14 protein-coding genes are annotated in these 18,162 nt (G+C 67.7%); 7 read left to right on the top strand and 7 right to left on the bottom strand.

Annotated elements, in window-relative coordinates:
* Positions 1 to 22: 22 nt before the first annotated feature.
* Both NGJ44_RS03445 and pepN read right to left on the bottom strand, forming a co-directional pair.
* Positions 23 to 1,045 (bottom strand): class 1 fructose-bisphosphatase, encoded by a 1,023-nt coding sequence (locus NGJ44_RS03445; RefSeq protein ID WP_053244650.1) that lies wholly within the window; start codon positions 1,043 to 1,045, stop codon positions 23 to 25.
* 10 nt (positions 1,046 to 1,055) lie between these two features.
* Positions 1,056 to 3,761: an aminopeptidase N gene (gene pepN, locus NGJ44_RS03440; RefSeq protein WP_251863123.1), complete on the bottom strand. Its 2,706-nt coding sequence runs from the start codon at positions 3,759 to 3,761 to the stop codon at positions 1,056 to 1,058.
* Positions 3,762 to 3,944: 183 nt separating this feature from the next.
* Here pepN and NGJ44_RS03435 point away from each other — a divergent pair, with 183 nt between their 5' ends.
* A complete protein-coding gene (locus tag NGJ44_RS03435) occupies positions 3,945 to 4,589 on the top strand; it encodes a DUF4136 domain-containing protein (RefSeq protein ID WP_053244658.1) in 645 nt (214 codons plus the stop codon).
* Positions 4,590 to 4,673: 84 nt separating this feature from the next.
* Here NGJ44_RS03435 and NGJ44_RS03430 read toward each other — a convergent pair whose 3' ends face one another.
* Positions 4,674 to 5,051 carry an H-NS histone family protein gene (locus NGJ44_RS03430; RefSeq protein WP_251863122.1) on the bottom strand — a complete coding sequence of 126 codons (378 nt, stop codon included), beginning with the start codon at positions 5,049 to 5,051 and terminating at the stop codon, positions 4,674 to 4,676.
* Positions 5,052 to 5,685: 634 nt separating this feature from the next.
* Here NGJ44_RS03430 and tldD point away from each other — a divergent pair.
* From tldD to glcF, 6 genes are all read left to right on the top strand, one after another.
* Entirely contained in the window at positions 5,686 to 7,146 is a 1,461-nt protein-coding gene (gene tldD, locus NGJ44_RS03425; RefSeq protein ID WP_053245454.1) for a metalloprotease TldD, read from the top strand.
* Positions 7,147 to 7,474: 328 nt separating this feature from the next.
* Positions 7,475 to 8,548, top strand: coding sequence for a 3-deoxy-7-phosphoheptulonate synthase AroG (gene aroG, locus NGJ44_RS03420; RefSeq protein ID WP_053245455.1), 1,074 nt, complete (start codon positions 7,475 to 7,477; stop codon positions 8,546 to 8,548).
* A gap of 75 nt (positions 8,549 to 8,623) precedes the next feature.
* On the top strand, positions 8,624 to 10,033 hold the full coding sequence (locus tag NGJ44_RS03415) for an FAD-binding oxidoreductase (protein WP_053245456.1): 1,410 nt from the start codon (positions 8,624 to 8,626) through the stop codon (positions 10,031 to 10,033).
* 280 nt (positions 10,034 to 10,313) lie between these two features.
* Positions 10,314 to 11,813, top strand: a complete 1,500-nt coding sequence (locus tag NGJ44_RS03410; RefSeq protein ID WP_251863121.1) for an FAD-linked oxidase C-terminal domain-containing protein — start codon at positions 10,314 to 10,316, stop codon at positions 11,811 to 11,813.
* A gap of 12 nt (positions 11,814 to 11,825) precedes the next feature.
* The gene (glcE, locus tag NGJ44_RS03405) at positions 11,826 to 12,932 is read left to right on the top strand and encodes a glycolate oxidase subunit GlcE (RefSeq protein WP_251863120.1); all 1,107 of its coding nucleotides are present in this window, start codon (positions 11,826 to 11,828) and stop codon (positions 12,930 to 12,932) included.
* A gap of 13 nt (positions 12,933 to 12,945) precedes the next feature.
* Positions 12,946 to 14,172 (top strand): glycolate oxidase subunit GlcF, encoded by a 1,227-nt coding sequence (gene glcF, locus NGJ44_RS03400; RefSeq protein WP_251863119.1) that lies wholly within the window; start codon positions 12,946 to 12,948, stop codon positions 14,170 to 14,172.
* A 63-nt stretch (positions 14,173 to 14,235) separates the two neighbouring features.
* On the opposite strand, the gene NGJ44_RS03395 is transcribed toward glcF, so the two are convergent.
* The 4 genes from NGJ44_RS03395 to NGJ44_RS03380 form a co-directional block, all read right to left on the bottom strand.
* The gene (locus NGJ44_RS03395; protein WP_053246804.1) at positions 14,236 to 15,672 is read right to left on the bottom strand and encodes an NAD(P)(+) transhydrogenase (Re/Si-specific) subunit beta; all 1,437 of its coding nucleotides are present in this window, start codon (positions 15,670 to 15,672) and stop codon (positions 14,236 to 14,238) included.
* A complete protein-coding gene (locus NGJ44_RS03390) occupies positions 15,669 to 15,986 on the bottom strand; it encodes an NAD(P) transhydrogenase subunit alpha part 2 (RefSeq protein ID WP_053246805.1) in 318 nt (105 codons plus the stop codon). Before NGJ44_RS03390 ends, NGJ44_RS03395 begins: the two co-directional genes overlap by 4 nt.
* 2 nt (positions 15,987 to 15,988) lie before the next feature.
* Positions 15,989 to 17,107, bottom strand: coding sequence for a Re/Si-specific NAD(P)(+) transhydrogenase subunit alpha (locus NGJ44_RS03385; protein ID WP_053246806.1), 1,119 nt, complete (start codon positions 17,105 to 17,107; stop codon positions 15,989 to 15,991).
* Between the two features lie 153 nt (positions 17,108 to 17,260).
* A complete protein-coding gene (locus tag NGJ44_RS03380; RefSeq protein ID WP_053246128.1) occupies positions 17,261 to 18,136 on the bottom strand; it encodes an N-formylglutamate amidohydrolase in 876 nt (291 codons plus the stop codon).
* Between the last annotated feature and the right edge of the window lie 26 nt (positions 18,137 to 18,162).

Here is an 18,162-nt window from a genome sequence, read left to right as displayed (position 1 = left end):
GGCGCGGGCCCGCGGCGCGGCCTCAGCCCTGCCGGGCCTCGGCGTGGTAGCGGCCCACACGCTCGACTTCGTTCTTGGAGCCGAGAATCACGCTCACGCGCTGGTGCAGCTTCTCGGGTTGGATGTCCAGGATGCGCTGGGCGCCGTCGATGGCCGCGCCGCCTGCCTGCTCGACGATAAAGCTCATGGGGTTGGCTTCGTACATGAGGCGCAGCTTGCCGGCCTTGCCCGGCTCGCGTGCATCCCACGGGTACATGAAGATGCCGCCGCGCGTCAGGATGCGGTGCACATCGGCCACCATGGACGCGATCCAGCGCATGTTGTAGTCCTTGCCCAGGGGGCCCGTCTTGCCCGCCAGACAGTCGTCGATGTAGCGCTTGACCGGCGGGGCCCAGTGCCGCATGTTGGACATGTTGATGGCGAACTCCTTGGTGTCTTCCGGAATGCGGATGTTCTCGTGCGTGAGCACCCACGAGCCCATTTCGCGGTCCAGCGTGAAACCCATCACGCCCTTGCCGATGGTCAGCACCAGCATGGTCTGCGGCCCGTACACGGCATAACCTGCGACCACCTGCTTGCTGCCGGGCTGCAGGAAGTCTTCCTCGGTGACCGGCGACGAGCCGGACACGTCATGGGGCGCGTGCAGCACGGAGAAGATCGTGCCGATGGACACGTTGACGTCGATGTTCGACGAGCCGTCCAGCGGATCGAACAGCAGCAGGTATTCGCCCTTGGGATAGCGGTTCGGGATGAGGTGGATGGTTTCCATCTCTTCCGAGGCCATGGCCGCGAGATGGCCGCCCCATTCGTTGGCTTCGAGCAGGATCTCGTTGGACAGCACGTCCAGCTTCTTCTGCACTTCTCCCTGGACGTTCTCGCTTTCCAGGCTGCCGAGCACGCCGCCCAGCGCGCCCTTGCTGACGGCATGGCTGATGGCCTTGCAGGCGCGCGCCACGACTTCGATGAGCAGGCGCACTTCAGGCGCCAGCGCCTGGGCGGAGCGCTGCTGCTCCACCAGGTATTGGGTGAGGGTTTTGCGTTTCAAGAGGGTTCTCCTATGCTGCGAATTCCAAAGCCTTGGATACGATTTCCTGCACGTTGCGCGAAAGGCCCTCATGGGCCTGCACGCGCTGCAGCGCCGCCTGCATGGGGGCGCGCAGGGCCGGCACGTAGCGCGACCAGTTGTCCAGCGCGCGCGCCAGGCGCGCCGCGATCTCGGGGTTGAGCGCGTCCAGCGCCAGCACCTGTTCTTCCCAGAACGCGTAGCCCGAGCCGTCCGGATGGTGCATGCCGCGCGCGTTGTTCAGGCAGAACTGGAAGATGAGCGCGCGCGCGCGGTTGGGGTTGCGCAGCGTGAACGCCGGGTGCGACATGAGCTCGCGCGCGGTCTGCACGGTGGCGTGGCGCGCCGTGGCCTGCAGGCTGAACCATTTGTCCACCACCAGGGGGTTGTCCTTCCAGCGCGCGTAGAAGCCGGCGAGCGCCTGCTGCGGGTACTCGCCATGGCCGTAGTTCAGCAGCGCGCCGAGCGCGGCCAGGCTGTCGGTCATGTTGCCGGCCTGCTCGTACTGCTGCCGGGCCAGCCGCTGCGCTTCGTGCTCGCCCGCCGCCATGAGGTGGGCCAGCGCGAGGTTCTTCAGGGCGCGCTTGCCCGCGGGCTCGGGGGCGGGGCTGTAGGGGCCGGGCGTCTGGTTGGCGTCGAAGGCGGCGCGGAACTCGGCCTGGAGCTGCCTGCCCAGCTCGGCGCGCAGGAAGTCGCGCGCCACCGCCAGGGCCGGCGGGTCGATCGCTTGCATGCGTTCGGCCAGGGTCTTCTCCGACGGCAGCGCCAGTGCCCGCGCCCGGTAGGCCGCGTCGATGGACGGGTCGGTGAGCAGGGCGCGCCAGGCGGCGATGAAGGCCGGGGCCGCGTGCAGCGTGCGGCCCGCCTGGCGGGCGCCCGCCAGCGCCAGGATCTGCCGCGTGGCCAGTTCCTGGCCGGCTTCCCAGCGCGCGAACGGATTGGGGTCGTGCGCCGACAGCAGCGCCAGTTCCTCGTCGGTCCAGTCGTAGACCACGATGACGGGGGCGGAGAAGTCGCGCAGCAGCGAGGGCACCGGCGGCGCGTCGATGTCGTCGAACACCCACTGCTGGCTCTCGGTGGTGAGTTCCAGCAGGGCCGTGTCGCGGACCTGGCCTTCGTGGCGCAACGGCAGCGGCCTGCCTTCGCGGTCGAGCAGGCCGATGGCGAACGGAATGTGGAAGGGCGCCTTCACGTAGTCCGGGCCGGCCTTCTTCTCCACGCCGACCGGCGCGCATTCCTGCGACAGCGTCACCTTGCACTGGCGCGCGGCCGCGTCGTGCTCAAGCTTCACCGTGACGTGCGGCGTGCCCGCCTGGCGGTACCAGCGCCGGAACACGGAAAGATCGCGGCCCGGATGCTGGCGCATGTAGACCGATTCCATGGCGGCCACGAAATCGTCGCAGGTGACGGCCTGGCCGTCGTGGCGGCGGAAATACTCGTCCATGCCCGCGCGAAAGCCTTCCTCGCCCAGCAGCGTATGCTGCATGCGGATCACTTCCGCGCCTTTCTCGTAGACCGTGGCGGTGTAGAAGTTGCCGATTTCCTGGTAGCTCTCGGGGCGGATGGGGTGCGCCATGGGGCCGGCGTCCTCGGGGAACTGCGCCGCCCGCAGCGCCACCACGTCGTCGATGCGCTTGACGGTGCGGGCGCTGGCCGCCGCCGTGGCGTCCAGGCCGCGCGCCATCATGTCGGCGCTGAATTCCTGGTCGCGGAAAACCGTGAGCCCTTCCTTGAGGCTGAGCTGGAACCAGTCGCGGCAGGTTACGCGGTTGCCCGTCCAGTTGTGGAAGTACTCGTGTCCGATGACGGATTCGATGCCCTCGTAGTTGGCGTCGGTGGCCGTTTCGGCGTCGGCCAGCACGTAGGCCGCGTTGAAGATGTTGAGGCCCTTGTTCTCCATGGCGCCCATGTTGAAGTCATGTACGGCCACCACCATGAAGCGGTCCAGATCCAGCTCGAGCCCGAAGCGTGTCTCGTCCCAGCGCAGGGCGCGCACCAGCGAGTCCAGCGCCCATTCCGTTTTGGTTTCCGAGCCGGGGTCGCTGTAGACCTGGAGCAGCACCTCGCGCCCGCTGGCGGTGCGCACGCGGGTTTCGCGGTGCGTCAGGTTGCCCGCCACCAGGGCGAAGAGATAGCAGGGCTTGGGAAACGGATCTTCCCATTGCACCTCGTTGCGTCCGTCGGGCAGGGCGCGCGCCGCCACCAGGTTGCCGTTGGACAGCAGCACAGGATACTGGCCGGGGGCGCGCAGCGTGACGCGGTAGCGCGACATGACGTCGGGCCGGTCGGCGAACCAGGTAATGCGGCGAAAGCCCTCGGCTTCGCACTGGGTGAAGAAATTGCCGCCCGAGACGTAAAGTCCCATGAGCGTGGAGTTGGCGTCGGGCCGGCAGCGGCTCACGGTTTCCACCCGGCACTCGGAAGGCAGGCCATGGAGGGTAAGGCTGTGTCCGGTCAGGCTGTAGCGTTCCGGGGGCAGGGGCTGGCCGTCCACCGCCACCGAGACCAGCTCCAGTTCCTCGCCGTCCAGGACCAGCGCCGCGTCGTTGCCGGCGTCGGCTTTGCGCCTGACTTGCATGATGCTGCGCACCTCGGTGGACTCGGGCGCGAGGTCGAAACTCAGGTCGACTTCGGGGATCTCGTAGGGGTAGGGCTGATAATCCTTGCGGTAAACGGTGATGGGCGTATCGGTACGCATGGAATTGCCGTCCGGAATGAGGGAAGAATCCCAATTGTAGTGGGTGCCCGTCCGCCGCGCCGGAGGCCATTTGGCCGAGCCCGGCGCAATGCCGGCCATGGCGCGATCCACGGGCAAAACTTTTGGCGCCCCCGCATGTCCAACCTCGGTATCATGGCGCCAACGCGCGTGAAGGAGCAGCAAATGTCGTGGTTGTCGAAATCCGGAGCCTGGCGGTGCGCGGGCATATTCGCGGTGCTGGGGGCGGTGGCGCTCAGCGGGTGCGCCGCGCCGTCGGTTTCCGCTCACGTCACCTCATTCCAGCAATGGCCGGCGGGCGTCGAGGGCCAGACATACCGTTTCGTACCGGCCGACGCGTCTCAAACCAACAATCTCGAGTACCAGTCTTTCCAGGACACGGTGCGCGCCGCCATCGGGGCGACCGGCCTGGTGGAGGCGCCCGCAGGCGCGCCTGCCCGCTTCGACGTGAGTTTCCATTATGGCGCCAGCCAGACCCAGGTCACGGTGCGGCGTCCGTACGATCCGTATTTCTACGGCGGCTACGGATACGGTTATGGCGGCTTCTACGGGCCGGGGCCCTGGGCGCCCTATGGCGGATACTGGGGTCCGGCCTGGGTGGACGTGCCCGCCGTGGCGTACCGCAATTCGCTTACGCTGCAGATCCGCGATACGCAGCGGGGCGGAAAGGAGGTCTACCGCTCCACCGCCTATATATTGAGCGACCGGGGCGACCTGCTGCGCATGATGCCTTACCTGACGCGTGCAATATTTGATAATTTTCCCGGCAATAATGGCGCCGAGCGCGAGGTGGAATACCCGCTGCAATAAAGCGCGGCAGGCCGCCGGATCATTGCAATGTTAATAAAAAATCGGCGCACCGGAACGGTGCGCCGATTTTCTTTCAAAAAGCTTTCATTCCTTGATGAGGAAGCTCTCGCGCGAGGCGCCATTGGCTTCTTCGGCGGCGAGCCAGCGCGGCGCCTTGCCGCGGCCGCTCCAGGTTTCGCCTGTTTGCGGGTGACGGTATTTCGGCGCCACGGCGCGCTTGGCGGCGGTGGCGGCGCGCGCGGCGCCTCCCGCCTTGCGGCGCGAAGCGGTGCGGGCCGGCTTGGCCGCGCCGAAGGCGGCGGCGATCTCCTCCGGGGTAATGTCATATTCGCGCATGGAATTGACGATGGAGGTGATGACCGGCTTGCGCCGCTTGTTTTGAAGGGCTTCCGCCTTCTTCTGGAGCTTGGTGATTTCCTTTTCGATCTTTGCTTGCAGAGCTGCGTAGGATTCTCGGGCCATGGTTTATTCCTGATTATGGAACTGCTTTATCGCCGGCAGAGTCTTGTTTAATTGTTGTGCCCCGAATAATACAGAAATTATGGGCGCCGCACGCATAAGTCGGACCAATTACTTTGTATCAAATGCACCGAGGTTCGCGAGGATTCCCGGGGAAAACTCCCTGGTTGTGCAACTATTGGGAAGGATTTCCCCAAATATGGGATGACGCATCCTCGATGCATCGGGGTTTATTTTGTTACCCGCCAGTAGGTTTTATGGATGCGCGCGGCGGACGCGGCTTTTTTATCCCGGCGCGTTCCGAAGGCCACGATTTCTTGTATTCGTTCTTATCTGTTGAGAGCGTCGCCGTGACAGGCGGCATATAAGCTGCTATTTGGCAAGCCTGTTTGGCGGCCCGTGCGGCCAAAGGGCTGCGTCAATATCCGTTCCATTAATCCGGGCGCCGCGCCCGGGAAATCTGACGCGGCCCGCGGCGGCGGCCGCGGCCCCGGGCGAACGGCGGCGCCCGACGGCGCGTGGCGGCGCGCCGTTGCGCCTCGTTGCGCTCCGGTCCGCGACGGCCGGCCCCGGTCGGCGTTACGATAGCGTCCTGCAATTCATTTTCCGGCGCGCAGCCGGGCATCCGAAACCATCCATGAAAATCACCGATCCCGCCATCGCTTCCCTGGCTACCGCCAAATCGCTGCTGCTCGACCCCTGGGGGCTGACCGAGGCCGACATGGCGCGCGCGCTGGGCGAGATATTCACGCACAAGGTCGACTACGCGGACCTCTATTTCCAGTACACACGCAGCGAAGGCTGGAGCCTGGAAGAGGGCATCGTCAAGACGGGCAGCTTCTCGATCAGCCAGGGCGTGGGCGTGCGCGCCGTCAGCGGCGAGAAAACCGCCTTCGCCTATTCTGATTCGCTGTCGCCCGAGGCGCTGCTGTCTTCCGCCCACGCGGTGCGCGGCATCGCCCGGCGCGGCGCGGGCAAGGTCAAGGTGGCCGCGCACGTCGAGCCGGAAGCGGGGCGCAGCCTCTACGCGGACATCGACCCGGTCGCGACCCTGACCGCTCCCGAAAAGGTGGCGTTGCTGGAACGGGTGGAGCGTATGGCGCGCGCCCGCGATCCGCACGTCATCCAGGTCATGGCCGGCCTGGGCGCGGAATACGACGTGGTGCTGGTCGCCGGCAGCGACGGCCGGCTGGCGGCGGACGTGCGGCCGCTGGTGCGGCTGTCGCTCACCGTCATCGCCGAACGCAACGGCCGGCGCGAGATGGGCCATGCCGGCGGCGGCGGCCGCCTGGGACTGTCGTACTTTTCCGACGAAGTGCTGCAAGGCTACGTGGAGCGCGCCGTGCACGAGGCGCTGGTCAACCTGGAGGCGCGGCCGGCGCCCGCGGGCGAAATGACAGTGGTGCTGGGATCGGGCTGGCCCGGCATCCTGCTGCACGAGGCCGTGGGCCACGGGCTCGAGGGCGACTTCAACCGCAAGGGCTCCAGCGTGTTTTCGGGGCGCATCGGCCAGCGCGTGGCGTCCAAGGGCGTCACCGTGGTGGACGACGGCACCTTGCCCGACCGCCGGGGCTCGCTGAACATCGACGATGAAGGCAACGCCACCCAGCGCAACGTGCTCATCGAAGACGGCATTCTGCGCGGCTACATGCAGGACACGCTCAACGCCCGCCTCATGAAGACCTCGGCCACCGGCAACGGCCGGCGCGAGTCGTTCGCCCACCTGCCCATGCCGCGCATGACCAACACCTACATGCTCGCGGGCGAGACCCCGCCCGAGGAGATCGTCTCCTCGGTCAAGCGCGGGCTCTATGCCGTCAATTTCGGCGGCGGCCAGGTCGACATCACGAGCGGGAAGTTCGTGTTCTCGGCGTCCGAAGCCTACATGATCGAAAACGGCAAGGTCACCTATCCCGTGAAGGGCGCCACCCTGATCGGCAACGGCCCCGACGCCATGAACCGCGTCAGCCTTATCGGCAACGACCTGCAGCTCGATTCGGGCGTGGGCACCTGCGGCAAGGACGGGCAGAGCGTGCCGGTGGGCGTGGGCATGCCTACCGTGCGCATGGAAGGGCTCACGGTGGGCGGCACCGCCTGAGCCGCGCCGCCGCCTCCGGTTCTCCGCCGCCGAGCGCGGTTCGCGGCTTCCCAAAAGGAAGCGCTTTCCGCCTCGGGGCGGTCCGGCGGAAAAAAACGGGCGTGACGGCCCGTTTTTTTTGTGCTAGAGTTTTTCCCCATGAAATTCGCGTCCCCCGCTTTTTACTTTTACTTTTATGGTTTTCTGAAGCCGCTGGCGGAGGAAGGGACGCGCTCAATCTGAAGTTTGGAAAGAATCCCCCCAAAAAAGCCGCCAGCGAACTGGCGGCTTTTTTTGTGCCGCCGGTAAAGGAAAGGATTCCCGCGGCGGGCAACCCAGGAGCTGTACCGTGTCACACAATACCGACGACCTTCGCATCCGTGAAATCAAAGAACTGAATCCCCCCGCGCACGTCATGCGCGAATTCCCCTGCTCCCGCGAAGCTTCGGAAACCGTGTTTGCCGCCCGGCAGGCCATGCACCGCATCCTGCACGGCATGGACGACCGCATGATCGTCGTGATCGGGCCGTGTTCGATCCACGACACCCGCGCCGCCATCGAGTACGCGCAGCGGCTCAAGCCCGTGCGCGACCGGCTCGGCGCCGACCTGGAAATCGTGATGCGCGTGTACTTCGAGAAACCGCGCACCACGGTCGGCTGGAAGGGCCTCATCAACGACCCCGGCCTGGACGGCAGCTTCGACATCAACCGCGGCGTGCGCGTGGCGCGCGAGCTCCTGCTGGACATCAATTCCATGGGGCTGCCGGCGGGGTGCGAGTTCCTGGACATGATTACGCCGCAGTACATCGCAGACCTGGTTTCGTGGGGGGCCATCGGCGCGCGGACCACCGAGAGCCAGGTGCACCGCGAACTGGCGTCCGGGCTGTCCTGCCCGGTGGGGTTCAAGAACGGCACGGACGGCAATGTGAAGATCGCCGTGGACGCCATCAAGGCGGCGTCGCAGCCGCATCACTTCCTGTCGGTGACCAAAGGCGGGCACTCGGCCATCGTGTCCACCGCGGGCAACGAAGACTGTCACGTCATCCTGCGCGGCGGCAAGACGCCCAACTACGACGCCGCCAGCGTGGAGGCCGCCTGCCAGGAAATGGCCAAGTCGGGTCTGGCGCAGCGGGTCATGATCGACGCCAGCCACGCCAACAGCAGCAAGAAGCCCGAGAACCAGCCGCTGGTGGTCGAGGACGTGGCGCGCCAGATGGAAGCGGGCGACCCCCGGCTGGTGGGCATGATGATCGAAAGCCACCTGCTCGGCGGGCGCCAGGATCTGGTGCCCGGCACGCCGCTGGTCTACGGCCAGAGCATCACCGACGGCTGCATCGACTGGGACGCGTCGGTCGCCGTGCTGGAGCGGCTGGCCCACGCGGTGCGCGAACGCCGCCGCGTGGCGCTGACCTCCGGCAAATAGGGCAGGCAGCCGCTGCGGCGCAGCATGGCGGGAAGCGTAGAATGCCTGGATTCCCCGAACCCGAGTCTGCACATCATGAACGCTCCCTCGCCTGCCGAATCCCTGCGCCGTCCGATTCCCCCCGCTTGTCTCGACGCCTTGCGCGCGCGTTTCGGAGAGCGTTTCTCCGAGGCGCACGCCGTGCGCGAGCATCACGGCCGCGATGAGTCGCCGTACCCGGCCATGCTGCCCGATGCCGTGGTCTTCGCGCAGTCCACCGAAGAGGTGGCCGAGATCGCGAAGCTCTGCAATGCGCACCGGGTGCCCATCATTCCCTATGGCGCGGGCTCGTCGCTCGAAGGCCACATCCTGGCCATCCAGGGCGGCATCAGCATCGACCTGTCCCAGATGAACCGGGTGCTCGCGGTCAACGCCGAAGACCTCACCGCCACCGTGCAGGCTGGCGTGACGCGCAAGCAGCTCAACGAGGAAATCCGCAGCACGGGCCTGTTCTTCCCCATCGATCCGGGCGCCGACGCCAGCCTGGGCGGCATGGCGGCCACGCGCGCCTCCGGCACCAATGCCGTGCGCTACGGCACCATGCGCGAGAACGTGGTGTCGCTTACCGTGGTGACGGCGGATGGCCGCGTCGTGCGCACCGCCGGCCGCGCCCGCAAGTCTTCCGCGGGCTACGACCTCACGCGCATTTTCGTGGGCAGCGAGGGCACGCTGGGCATCATCACCGAAGTGACGGTGCGGCTGTATCCGCAGCCCGAGGCGGTGTCCGCCGCGGTGTGCAATTTCCCCACGCTGGACGCGGCGGTCCAGAGCGTGATCGAAATCATCCAGATGGGCGTGCCGGTGGCGCGCGTGGAATTCATGGACGCCGCCAGCGTGCGGGCCGTGAACCAGCACAGCAAGCTGACGCTGCGCGAGACGCCGCTGCTGGTGTTCGAGTTCCACGGCAGCCCGGCGGGCGTGCAGGAGCAGGCCGAGACCGTGCAGGCCATTACCGCCGAACACGGCGGCATGGACTTCGAATGGGCCGAACGGCCCGAAGACCGCAGCCGGCTCTGGACCGCCCGGCACAACGCCTACTTCGCCGGCCTGCAGCTGCGGCCCGGATGCCGTTCCAGCACCACCGACGTCTGCGTGCCCATCTCGCGCCTGGCGGACTGCGTGCGCGAAACCGTCGAAGAGCTCGACCGCGCGAGCTTCCCCTACACCATCGTGGGGCACGTGGGCGACGGCAACTTCCATGTGCTCATGCTGCTCGACGCCGACAGCAAGGAAGAGTGGGAGGAGTCCGAGCGCATCAACCACAACCTGGTGCGCCGCGCCATCGCCGCCGACGGCACCTGCACGGGCGAGCACGGCGTGGGGCTGCACAAGATGCAGTTCATGGCCGAAGAGCACGGCGAAGACGCGCTCGACCTGATGCGCAGCCTCAAGCATGCCTTCGACCCCAACAACATCCTCAACCCGGGCAAGATCGTGTCCTGGTGAGCGGCGCGGCGCACGGGGCCGGGGGAACCTCGCTGCCCGGCCTGCCGCGGCCGTTGCGGCCAGATTTGGTTGCACATTTCACAATCGGTTTGACACCGCCGCGATTGTCCGAATCGCGCAACAAGCCCGCCGCCGTCCCGCCTTGCGCGGCGCGGCGTAGCGGGCAGGCCCGCGCTCCCGCCAATGCGCCCTCAAGCGCGCCTCGGCGTTTGCCGCGGCGCAGCGGGTGCGGGTAAATCCCGGCCTGCACTGGCCGACCGCTCGCGCTATTGTTGCGCTCATGAATTCACTGGTCGAAACCGGCCTTGCCCAAGCGCAGGCGCCTTATTCGCCGCAGCAGCTGGCGCAGGCCCTGCAGGCCGTGCTGCCGGCGCATTGCGTGCTGTTCCGCGAAGAAGACACCCGTCCTTACGAGTGCGATGGCCTGTCCCTTTACCGCACGTTGCCGGCGGTGGTCGCCCTGCCCGAAACCGAGGAGCAGGTGCAGGCCGTCATGCGCGTCTGCAAGCGGCTCAACGCGCCGGTCGTGGCCCGGGGCGCGGGCACCGGGCTTTCGGGCGGCGCCATGCCGCACGCGCAGGGTGTGCTGCTGGGGCTGTCCAAGTTCAACCGCATCAAGCAGATCGACCTGGCCAGCGCCACCGCCGTGGTGGAGCCGGGCGTGCGCAATCTCGCCATCTCGGAAGCGGCCGCGCCCTACGGCCTTTACTACGCGCCCGATCCGTCCAGCCAGATCGCCTGTTCCATCGGCGGCAACGTCGCCGAGAATTCGGGCGGCGTGCATTGCCTGAAGTACGGCCTTACCGTGCACAACGTGCTGCGCGTGCGCATGGTGACCATAGACGGAGAGGTGGTGGAACTGGGCTCCGATGCGCCCGATGCGCCCGGCCTGGACCTGCTGTCGGTGTTCATCGGCTCGGAAGGCATGCTGGGCGTGGTGACCGAAGTGACCGTCAAGCTCGTGCCCCGGCCCGTCTGCGCGCAGGTCGTGATGGCGAGCTTTTCGAGCGTGGAGGCGGCGGGCAATGCGGTAACGCAGGTGATCGCGGCCGGCATGATCCCGGCTGGCCTCGAAATGATGGACCGGCGCGCCACCCACATGGTGGAGCCTTTCGTGCGCGCCGGCTACGACCTGGAGGCGCAGGCCATCCTGCTGTGCGAGTCCGACGGCACCCCTGAAGAAGTGGCCCACGAGATCGGGCGCATGGAGGCCGTGTTCCGCGCGGCGGGCGCCACGCGCTGCCAGGTATCCGCCTCGGAAGCCGAGCGCCTCAAGTTCTGGGCCGGGCGCAAGAACGCCTTCCCCGCCGCGGGGCGCGTCTCGCCCGACTACTACTGTATGGACGGCACGATTCCGCGCCGCCATCTGGCGCGCGTGCTGGGCGCCATCGAGCAGATGGAAGACGAGTTCGGGCTGCGCTGCGCCAACGTATTTCATGCGGGCGACGGCAATCTGCACCCGCTGATTCTCTTCGATTCGAACAAGCCGGACGAAGTCGAGCGGGCCGAGAAGTTCGGCGCCGCCATCCTCGAGCTGTGCGTGCAGGTGGGAGGAACCGTGACTGGAGAGCACGGGGTGGGAATGGAGAAGATCAATCAAATGTGCGTGCAATTTTCCCGAGAGGAACTCGATGCCTTCATGGCGGTGAAGCGGGCCTTCGACCCGCCTTGCCTGCTGAATCCGGAAAAGGTCATTCCCACACTGGCGCGCTGCGCCGAATACGGCAAGATGCACGTGCACGCGGGCGAACTCAGATTCCCGGATCTCGCGCGTTTCTGAGGCTGCCGTCCCATGAATTTCGTCCTGTCGGAATTGTGCGACCAGGTCATGACGGCGCGCGCCGGGCACAAGCCGCTGTTCGTGACGGGCGGCGGCAGCAAGGCCTTCTATGGCAACTATCGTCCTCTCACTCCGCAGGACGGCCATTGCCTGCTCGACATGACGCCGTATCGCGGCATCGTGAGCTACCACCCCTCCGAACTGGTGGTGACGGCGCGCGCCGGAACGCCGCTGGCCGAACTGGAGGCGGCCCTGGCCGAGCACGGGCAGATGCTGGCTTTCGAGCCGCCGCATTTCGGCCCCTCGGCCACCCTCGGCGGCTGCGTGGCCGCCGGCCTGTCGGGGCCGCGCCGCATGCACGCCGGCGCCTTGAAGGATTTCGTCCTGGGCGTGCAGCTGCTCGACTCGGAAGGCCGGGTGCTGACCTTCGGCGGCGAAGTCATGAAGAATGTGGCGGGCTATGACGTGTCGCGTCTGCTGGCGGGCTCGCACGGCATCTTCGGCGCGATCCTCGAAGTGTCGCTGAAGGTGGCGCCGCGCCCCATGGACGAACTCACGCTGTGCCTGCCGGCCAGCCAGGCGCACGCGCTGGCGAGCTTCGCGCTCTGGCGCGGCAAGCCGCTGCCGGTGTCGGCCACCGCCTGGACCGGGCCGGACGACGGCGGCGAGGGTGAGATGCGCGTGCGTCTTTCGGGCGCGCCGCCCGCCATCGCGACCGCCCGGCGCCAGCTCGGCGGCGAGCCCATGGAGCCGGAAGCGGCGCGGGCGTGGTGGGCTTCGCTGCGCGAACAGACGCATTCTTTTTTCGCGGCGGACGAGCCCTTGTGGCGGCTGGCGCTGCCTCCCACGGCGGGGCCGGTCGGCAAGGGGCCGGAGCTGATCGAATGGGGCGGCGGCCAGCGCTGGCTGCGCGGCGAACACGACGCGGGCGAGCTGCGCGCGCTGGCCGCCGGGCTGGGCGGCCACGCGACGCTGTTCCGCGCCAACGGCGCCCGTGCTCCCGCCGACGGCGTCTTCCATCCGCTGTCGGCCGGCGTGGCCGCCATCACGCGGCGCCTGAAACAGGAGCTGGATCCCGCGGGCCTCTTCAACCCGGGCCGCCTGGTTCTCGATTTATAGGGTCCGACGCATCATGCAAACCAAGCTGGCAACCTGGGCAAGCGGCACCGAGCTGGGCAAGGAGGCGGACGCCATCCTGCGCCGCTGCGTGCACTGCGGCTTCTGCACGGCGACCTGTCCGACCTACCAGGTGCTGGGCGACGAGCTGGACGGCCCGCGCGGACGCATCTACCTCATCAAGCAGGTGCTCGAGGGCGCTGCGCCCACGCAATCCACGCAACAGCACCTGGACCGCTGCCTGACCTGCCGCAATTGCGAAACCACCTGCCCGTCGGGCGTGCAGTACGGGCATCTGGTGGACATCGGCCGCCAGATCGTGGATGAGCGGGTGCGCCGTCCCTGGCGGGAAAGGGTACGCCGCGAGTTCCTGCGCCGCCTCATGCTGTCGCGTGCGTTCGCGCCCGCCATGCGGCTGGGCCAGGCGGTGCGCGGCGCGCTGCCCGCCGCGCTCAGGCGCAAGGTGCCGCCGCGCCGCGACCCGGGCGCGCTGCCGCGCGGCCAGCGGCATGCCCGGCAGGTGCTCATGCCGCTGGGCTGTGTGCAGCCCGCCATGATGCCGGCCATCGACGCCGCGACCGTGCGCGTGCTGGATGCCGTGGGTATCGGCGCGCGGCTCGTGCCGGGCGCGGGTTGCTGCGGCGCGGTCAGCTTCCATCTCGACGCGCAGGGTGCGGCCCTGGATCAGATGCGGGCCAATATCGATGCCTGGTGGCCGCTGGTGCAGGATGGCAAGATCGAGGCCATCGTCATGAACGCCTCGGGCTGCGGCGCCATGGTCAAGGAGTATGCGCATCACCTGCGCGGCGATCCGGCCTACGCCGAGCGCGCGGCGCGCATCGTGGCGCTGGTGAAAGACGTGGCGGAAATCGTGGCGCCGCACGCGCAGGCCCTGCGCGAGAAGCTGCCGCAAGGCACGCGCGCGGCGTTCCACCCGCCTTGCACGCTGCAGCATTGGCAGGGGCTGCGGCCGCTGGCCGAACAATTGCTCGCGGACCTGGGCTTCGAATTGCAGCCCTTCGCCGACCGGCACCTGTGCTGCGGCTCCGCGGGCGCGTACTCGGTGCTGAACCCGGGCATATCCACCGAGCTGCGCGACCGCAAGCTGGATGCGATCGCGGCCTGCGCTCCCGATGTGATCCTCTCGTCCAACATGGGCTGCATCGGCCACCTGCAAAGCGGCACCGACACGCCGGTTCGCCACTGGGTGGAAGTGGTGGACGAGCAACTGCGGCGCGCCTGAGACGGCGCGCCTGAGGCGGGCCGCCGTGCCGGGCGGGAAGGCGAGGGGCCTTCCCGCACCAGCTCATTCCACCGCTTTCACCATGTCTTCGAGCACTTTCTTGGCGTCGCCGAACACCATCATCGTGCGGTCCATGTAGAAGAGCTCGTTGTCCAGGCCGGCATAGCCCGAGGCCATGGAGCGCTTGTTCACGATGATGTTGCGCGCCTTGTAGGCTTCGAGAATGGGCATGCCGGCGATGGGGGAGTTGGGGTCGTTCTTGGCCGCCGGGTTGACCACGTCGTTGGCGCCCAGCACCAGCACCACGTCGGTCTGCCCGAACTCCCCGTTGATGTCTTCCATCTCGTAGACCTGGTCATACGGAACCTCTGCCTCGGCCAGCAGCACGTTCATGTGGCCGGGCATGCGGCCGGCCACCGGGTGGATGGCGTATTTCACGGTGACGCCATGCTCGGTGAGCTTCTCGGCCAGTTCCTTCAGCGCGTGCTGCGCGCGCGCCACGGCCAGGCCGTAGCCGGGCACGATGGTCACGGTTTCGGCATTGGTGAGCAGGAAGGCGGCGTCGTCCGGGCTGCCCGACTTGACGCTGCGCTGCTGCGCCGCTGCGCCCTGGGAGCCGGCGGCGGCCGGCCCGCCGAACCCGCCTAGGATCACGTTGAAAAACGAGCGGTTCATCGCCTTGCACATGATGTAGGACAGGATGGCGCCCGAGGATCCCACCAGCGAGCCCGCGATGATGAGCATGGGGTTGTCCAGCGAGAAGCCGATGCCGGCGGCGGCCCACCCCGAGTAGCTGTTGAGCATGGACACCACCACCGGCATGTCGGCCCCGCCGATGGGAATGATGATGAGCACGCCCAGCACGAAGGCGATCGCCGCCATGAGAACGAAGGGCGTCCATTGCTGCGTGGCCATGAACCAGAAGCCGCAGGCCAGCATCAGCAGCGCCAGGGCGAGATTCAGCAGGTGCTGGCCCGGGAACACCACCGGCGCGCCCTGGAACAGCCGGAACTTGTACTTGCCCGACAGCTTGCCGAAGGCGATGACCGAGCCGGAGAATGTGATGGCCCCCACGAAAGTGCCCACAAAGAGCTCGAAGCGGTTGCCCACGGGTATGGGAGCCCCCGGTACGGCGATGCCGAAGGCCTGGGGCTCGGCCACCACGGCCACGGCGATGGCCACCGCCGCCAGGCCGATCATGCTGTGCATGAAGGCCACCAGTTCGGGCATCTTGGTCATTTCGACCCGCTTGGCCATGAGCGTGCCGATGGAGCCGCCCACCAGCAGCCCCAGCACCACCCAGCCCAGGCCGATGGCGGCGGAGCCGCGCGCGAGGCTGACGATGAGCGCCGCGGTCGTGAGCACGGCTATCGCCATGCCCGCCATGCCGAACGCATTGCCCATGCGCGAAGTGGTGGGGTGAGACAGCCCCTTGAGGGCCTGGATGAAGCAGACCGAGGCGACCAGATAGAGCAGGGTGACAAGGTTCAGGGAGATCATTTGGCTCCCTCCTTGGCGGGCTTCCTGTCTTTCTTCTTGAACATCTCGAGCATGCGCCGCGTGACGAGAAAGCCGCCGAACACGTTGACGGCGGCCAGCGCCACCGCCAGCACGCCCATGCCGCGCGCGAGCCCGCCCTCGGTAAGCGCCGCGGCCAGCATGGCGCCCACGATGATGATGGCGGAAATGGCGTTGGTGACCGCCATGAGCGGCGTGTGCAGGGCGGGCGTGACGTTCCAGACGACGTGGTAGCCCACGTACACGGCCAGCACGAAGATGATGAGATTCGTCAGGGTGGGGTTGATGGCTTCCATCTTCAGCTCCCGCGGGTGACGCGGCCGCCTTCGCAAACGAGGCAGGCCGCCACGATTTCGTCTTCGCGCCGGATGGCCGGCGCGCCTTCGGCATTGATGATCAGCTTGAGGAAATCCTGCACGTTGCGGGCATAGAGCGCCGAGGCGTCGGTGGCGACCAGGCCGGGCAGGTTGGTGAGCCCGACCAGCGTGACTCCGTGCTTTTCCACCACTTTTCCTTTCTCGGACAGAGGGCAGTTGCCGCCGCGTTCCACGGCCAGGTCGACCAGCACGGAGCCGGGCTTCATGGCGGCGACCGTCTCGGCCGGCACCAGGGTCGGCGCGGGACGGCCGGGGATGAGCGCGGTGGCGATGACGATGTCGGCCTGGCGACAGCGCTCCGACACGAGCGCGGCCTGGCGCGCCATCCAGGCCGGAGGCATGGGGCGGGCATAGCCGCCCACGCCTTCGGCGATTTCGCGCTCTTCGTCGGTTTCATAGGGCACGTCGATGAACTTCGCGCCCAGCGACTCGACCTGCTCGCGCGCGGCGGGGCGCACGTCCGAGGCTTCGACCACCGCGCCCAGGCGCTTGGCCGTGGCGATGGCCTGCAGGCCCGCGACGCCGGCGCCCAGCACCACGGCGCGCGCTGCTTTCAGGGTGCCTGCCGCGGTCATCATCATGGGAAAGAGCCGCCCGTAGTAGTGGGCGGCCAGCAGCACGGCCTTGTAGCCGGCCAGGTTGGCCTGCGAGGAGAGCACGTCCAGGCTCTGCGCCCGCGTGATGCGCGGCGCCGCTTCGAGCGCGAACGCGGTGAGGCCGGCGTCCGCCATGGCCTGCAGGCCTTCGGCGTCGTAGGGGTCCAGCATGCCCACGAGCAGGGCGCCGGGTTTCATGGCGGACAGCTCGGCCGCCGAGGGCGCGCGCACTTTCAGGACCAGATCCGCGCCCAGGGCCTGCGCCGCGTTTCCGAGCGAGGCGCCGGCGGCCTCGTAGGCTTCGTCGAGATAGCGGGCCGCCGTGCCGGCGCCGCGCTCCACGGTGACTGCGTGGCCCCCCGCCACGTACTTCTTGATGGTTTCCGGTGTAGCTGCGACACGGGTTTCCCCGTCTCGGGTTTCTTTTGGTATCCCGATGTGCATCGACGCCTCTCCTCAGAAGGTTCGGAGCTAGTTATTGCATGGAATGGGCGGCAAGTCCAGGGAGGCGAAAAAAAGCCCCATGGCTTGCGCCATGGGGCTGGGGCGGCCGGCGCTACGGCCCGGCCGTCGCGCCGCGCGGGGACGGCTCCGGCGTCACGCCGCCTGCGCGCGCGTCCAGTCGATCAGCGCGGCGGTCAGTTCGCGCAGATGCGTCTTGAGGCGGACGTAGTTTTCGCTGGGGCGCAGCGAGACTTCGTCCATGTAGAGCTTTCGGTTGATCTCGATCTGCAGGCTGTGGCGGCCTTCCTGGGGCCGGCCGAAGGCGCGGACCAGCTCGACGCCCTTGTACGGGTCGTTGACCGACACATCGTAGCCGCGCTCGCGCAGCCAGGCCGCGACGAACTCACGGAAGGCGGGGTCGCTGGTGCTGCCGTCGCGGTCGCCCAGCACGAAATCGGGGTGCACCAGGCCGGGGCGGTCGGTGGCATAGGCGCCGGCCACGCTGGGCATGGAGTGGCAATTGATGTGCCAGACCTTGCCGAAGCGGGCATGCGCCGCGTCGAGCACGCGCGCCAGCGCCTCGTGATAGGGCTTCCAGCAGGCGTCGATGCGGTGGCGCACTTCATCGACCGTGAGCTTGCGGTCGTACAGCGGCGTGCCGTCGTCGAGCATGCGCCAGATCAGGCCCTTGCCCAGCCTGACCTTGGACGAGGCGTTCAGGGGCCCGGGCCACGGCTGGTCGAGCAGCAGTTCGTCGATTTCATCGGGGGCGCGGTTGGCGTCGATGTAGGCGCGCGGAAAGCCGGCGGCGATCAGCGGCACGCCGAGGTCCACGGCGTCGCCCCAGAGGTCGTCCACCCACGTGTCCTCGGCCGTGCGCAGCGCGCCGAAGTCGACCGCCGGCGCGAAGTCGGGGGGATAGGCCGTGCCGCTGTGCGGAGAGTCGAGCACGAGCGGGGCCGAAATGTCCGAATTCGGATATTGCTGCGGCAGGTCGAGCCGGTAGGACAAGGGTTGGGTAATACGCATAGGGGATAGGACGTTCGTTTATCGGA

The organism is Achromobacter sp. Marseille-Q4962 (assembly GCF_943737005.1).
GTDB lineage: Bacteria > Pseudomonadota > Gammaproteobacteria > Burkholderiales > Burkholderiaceae_B > Achromobacter.
Note: the sequence above shows the minus strand (reverse complement) of the source record. Positions and strands in the feature narration are given on the sequence as shown.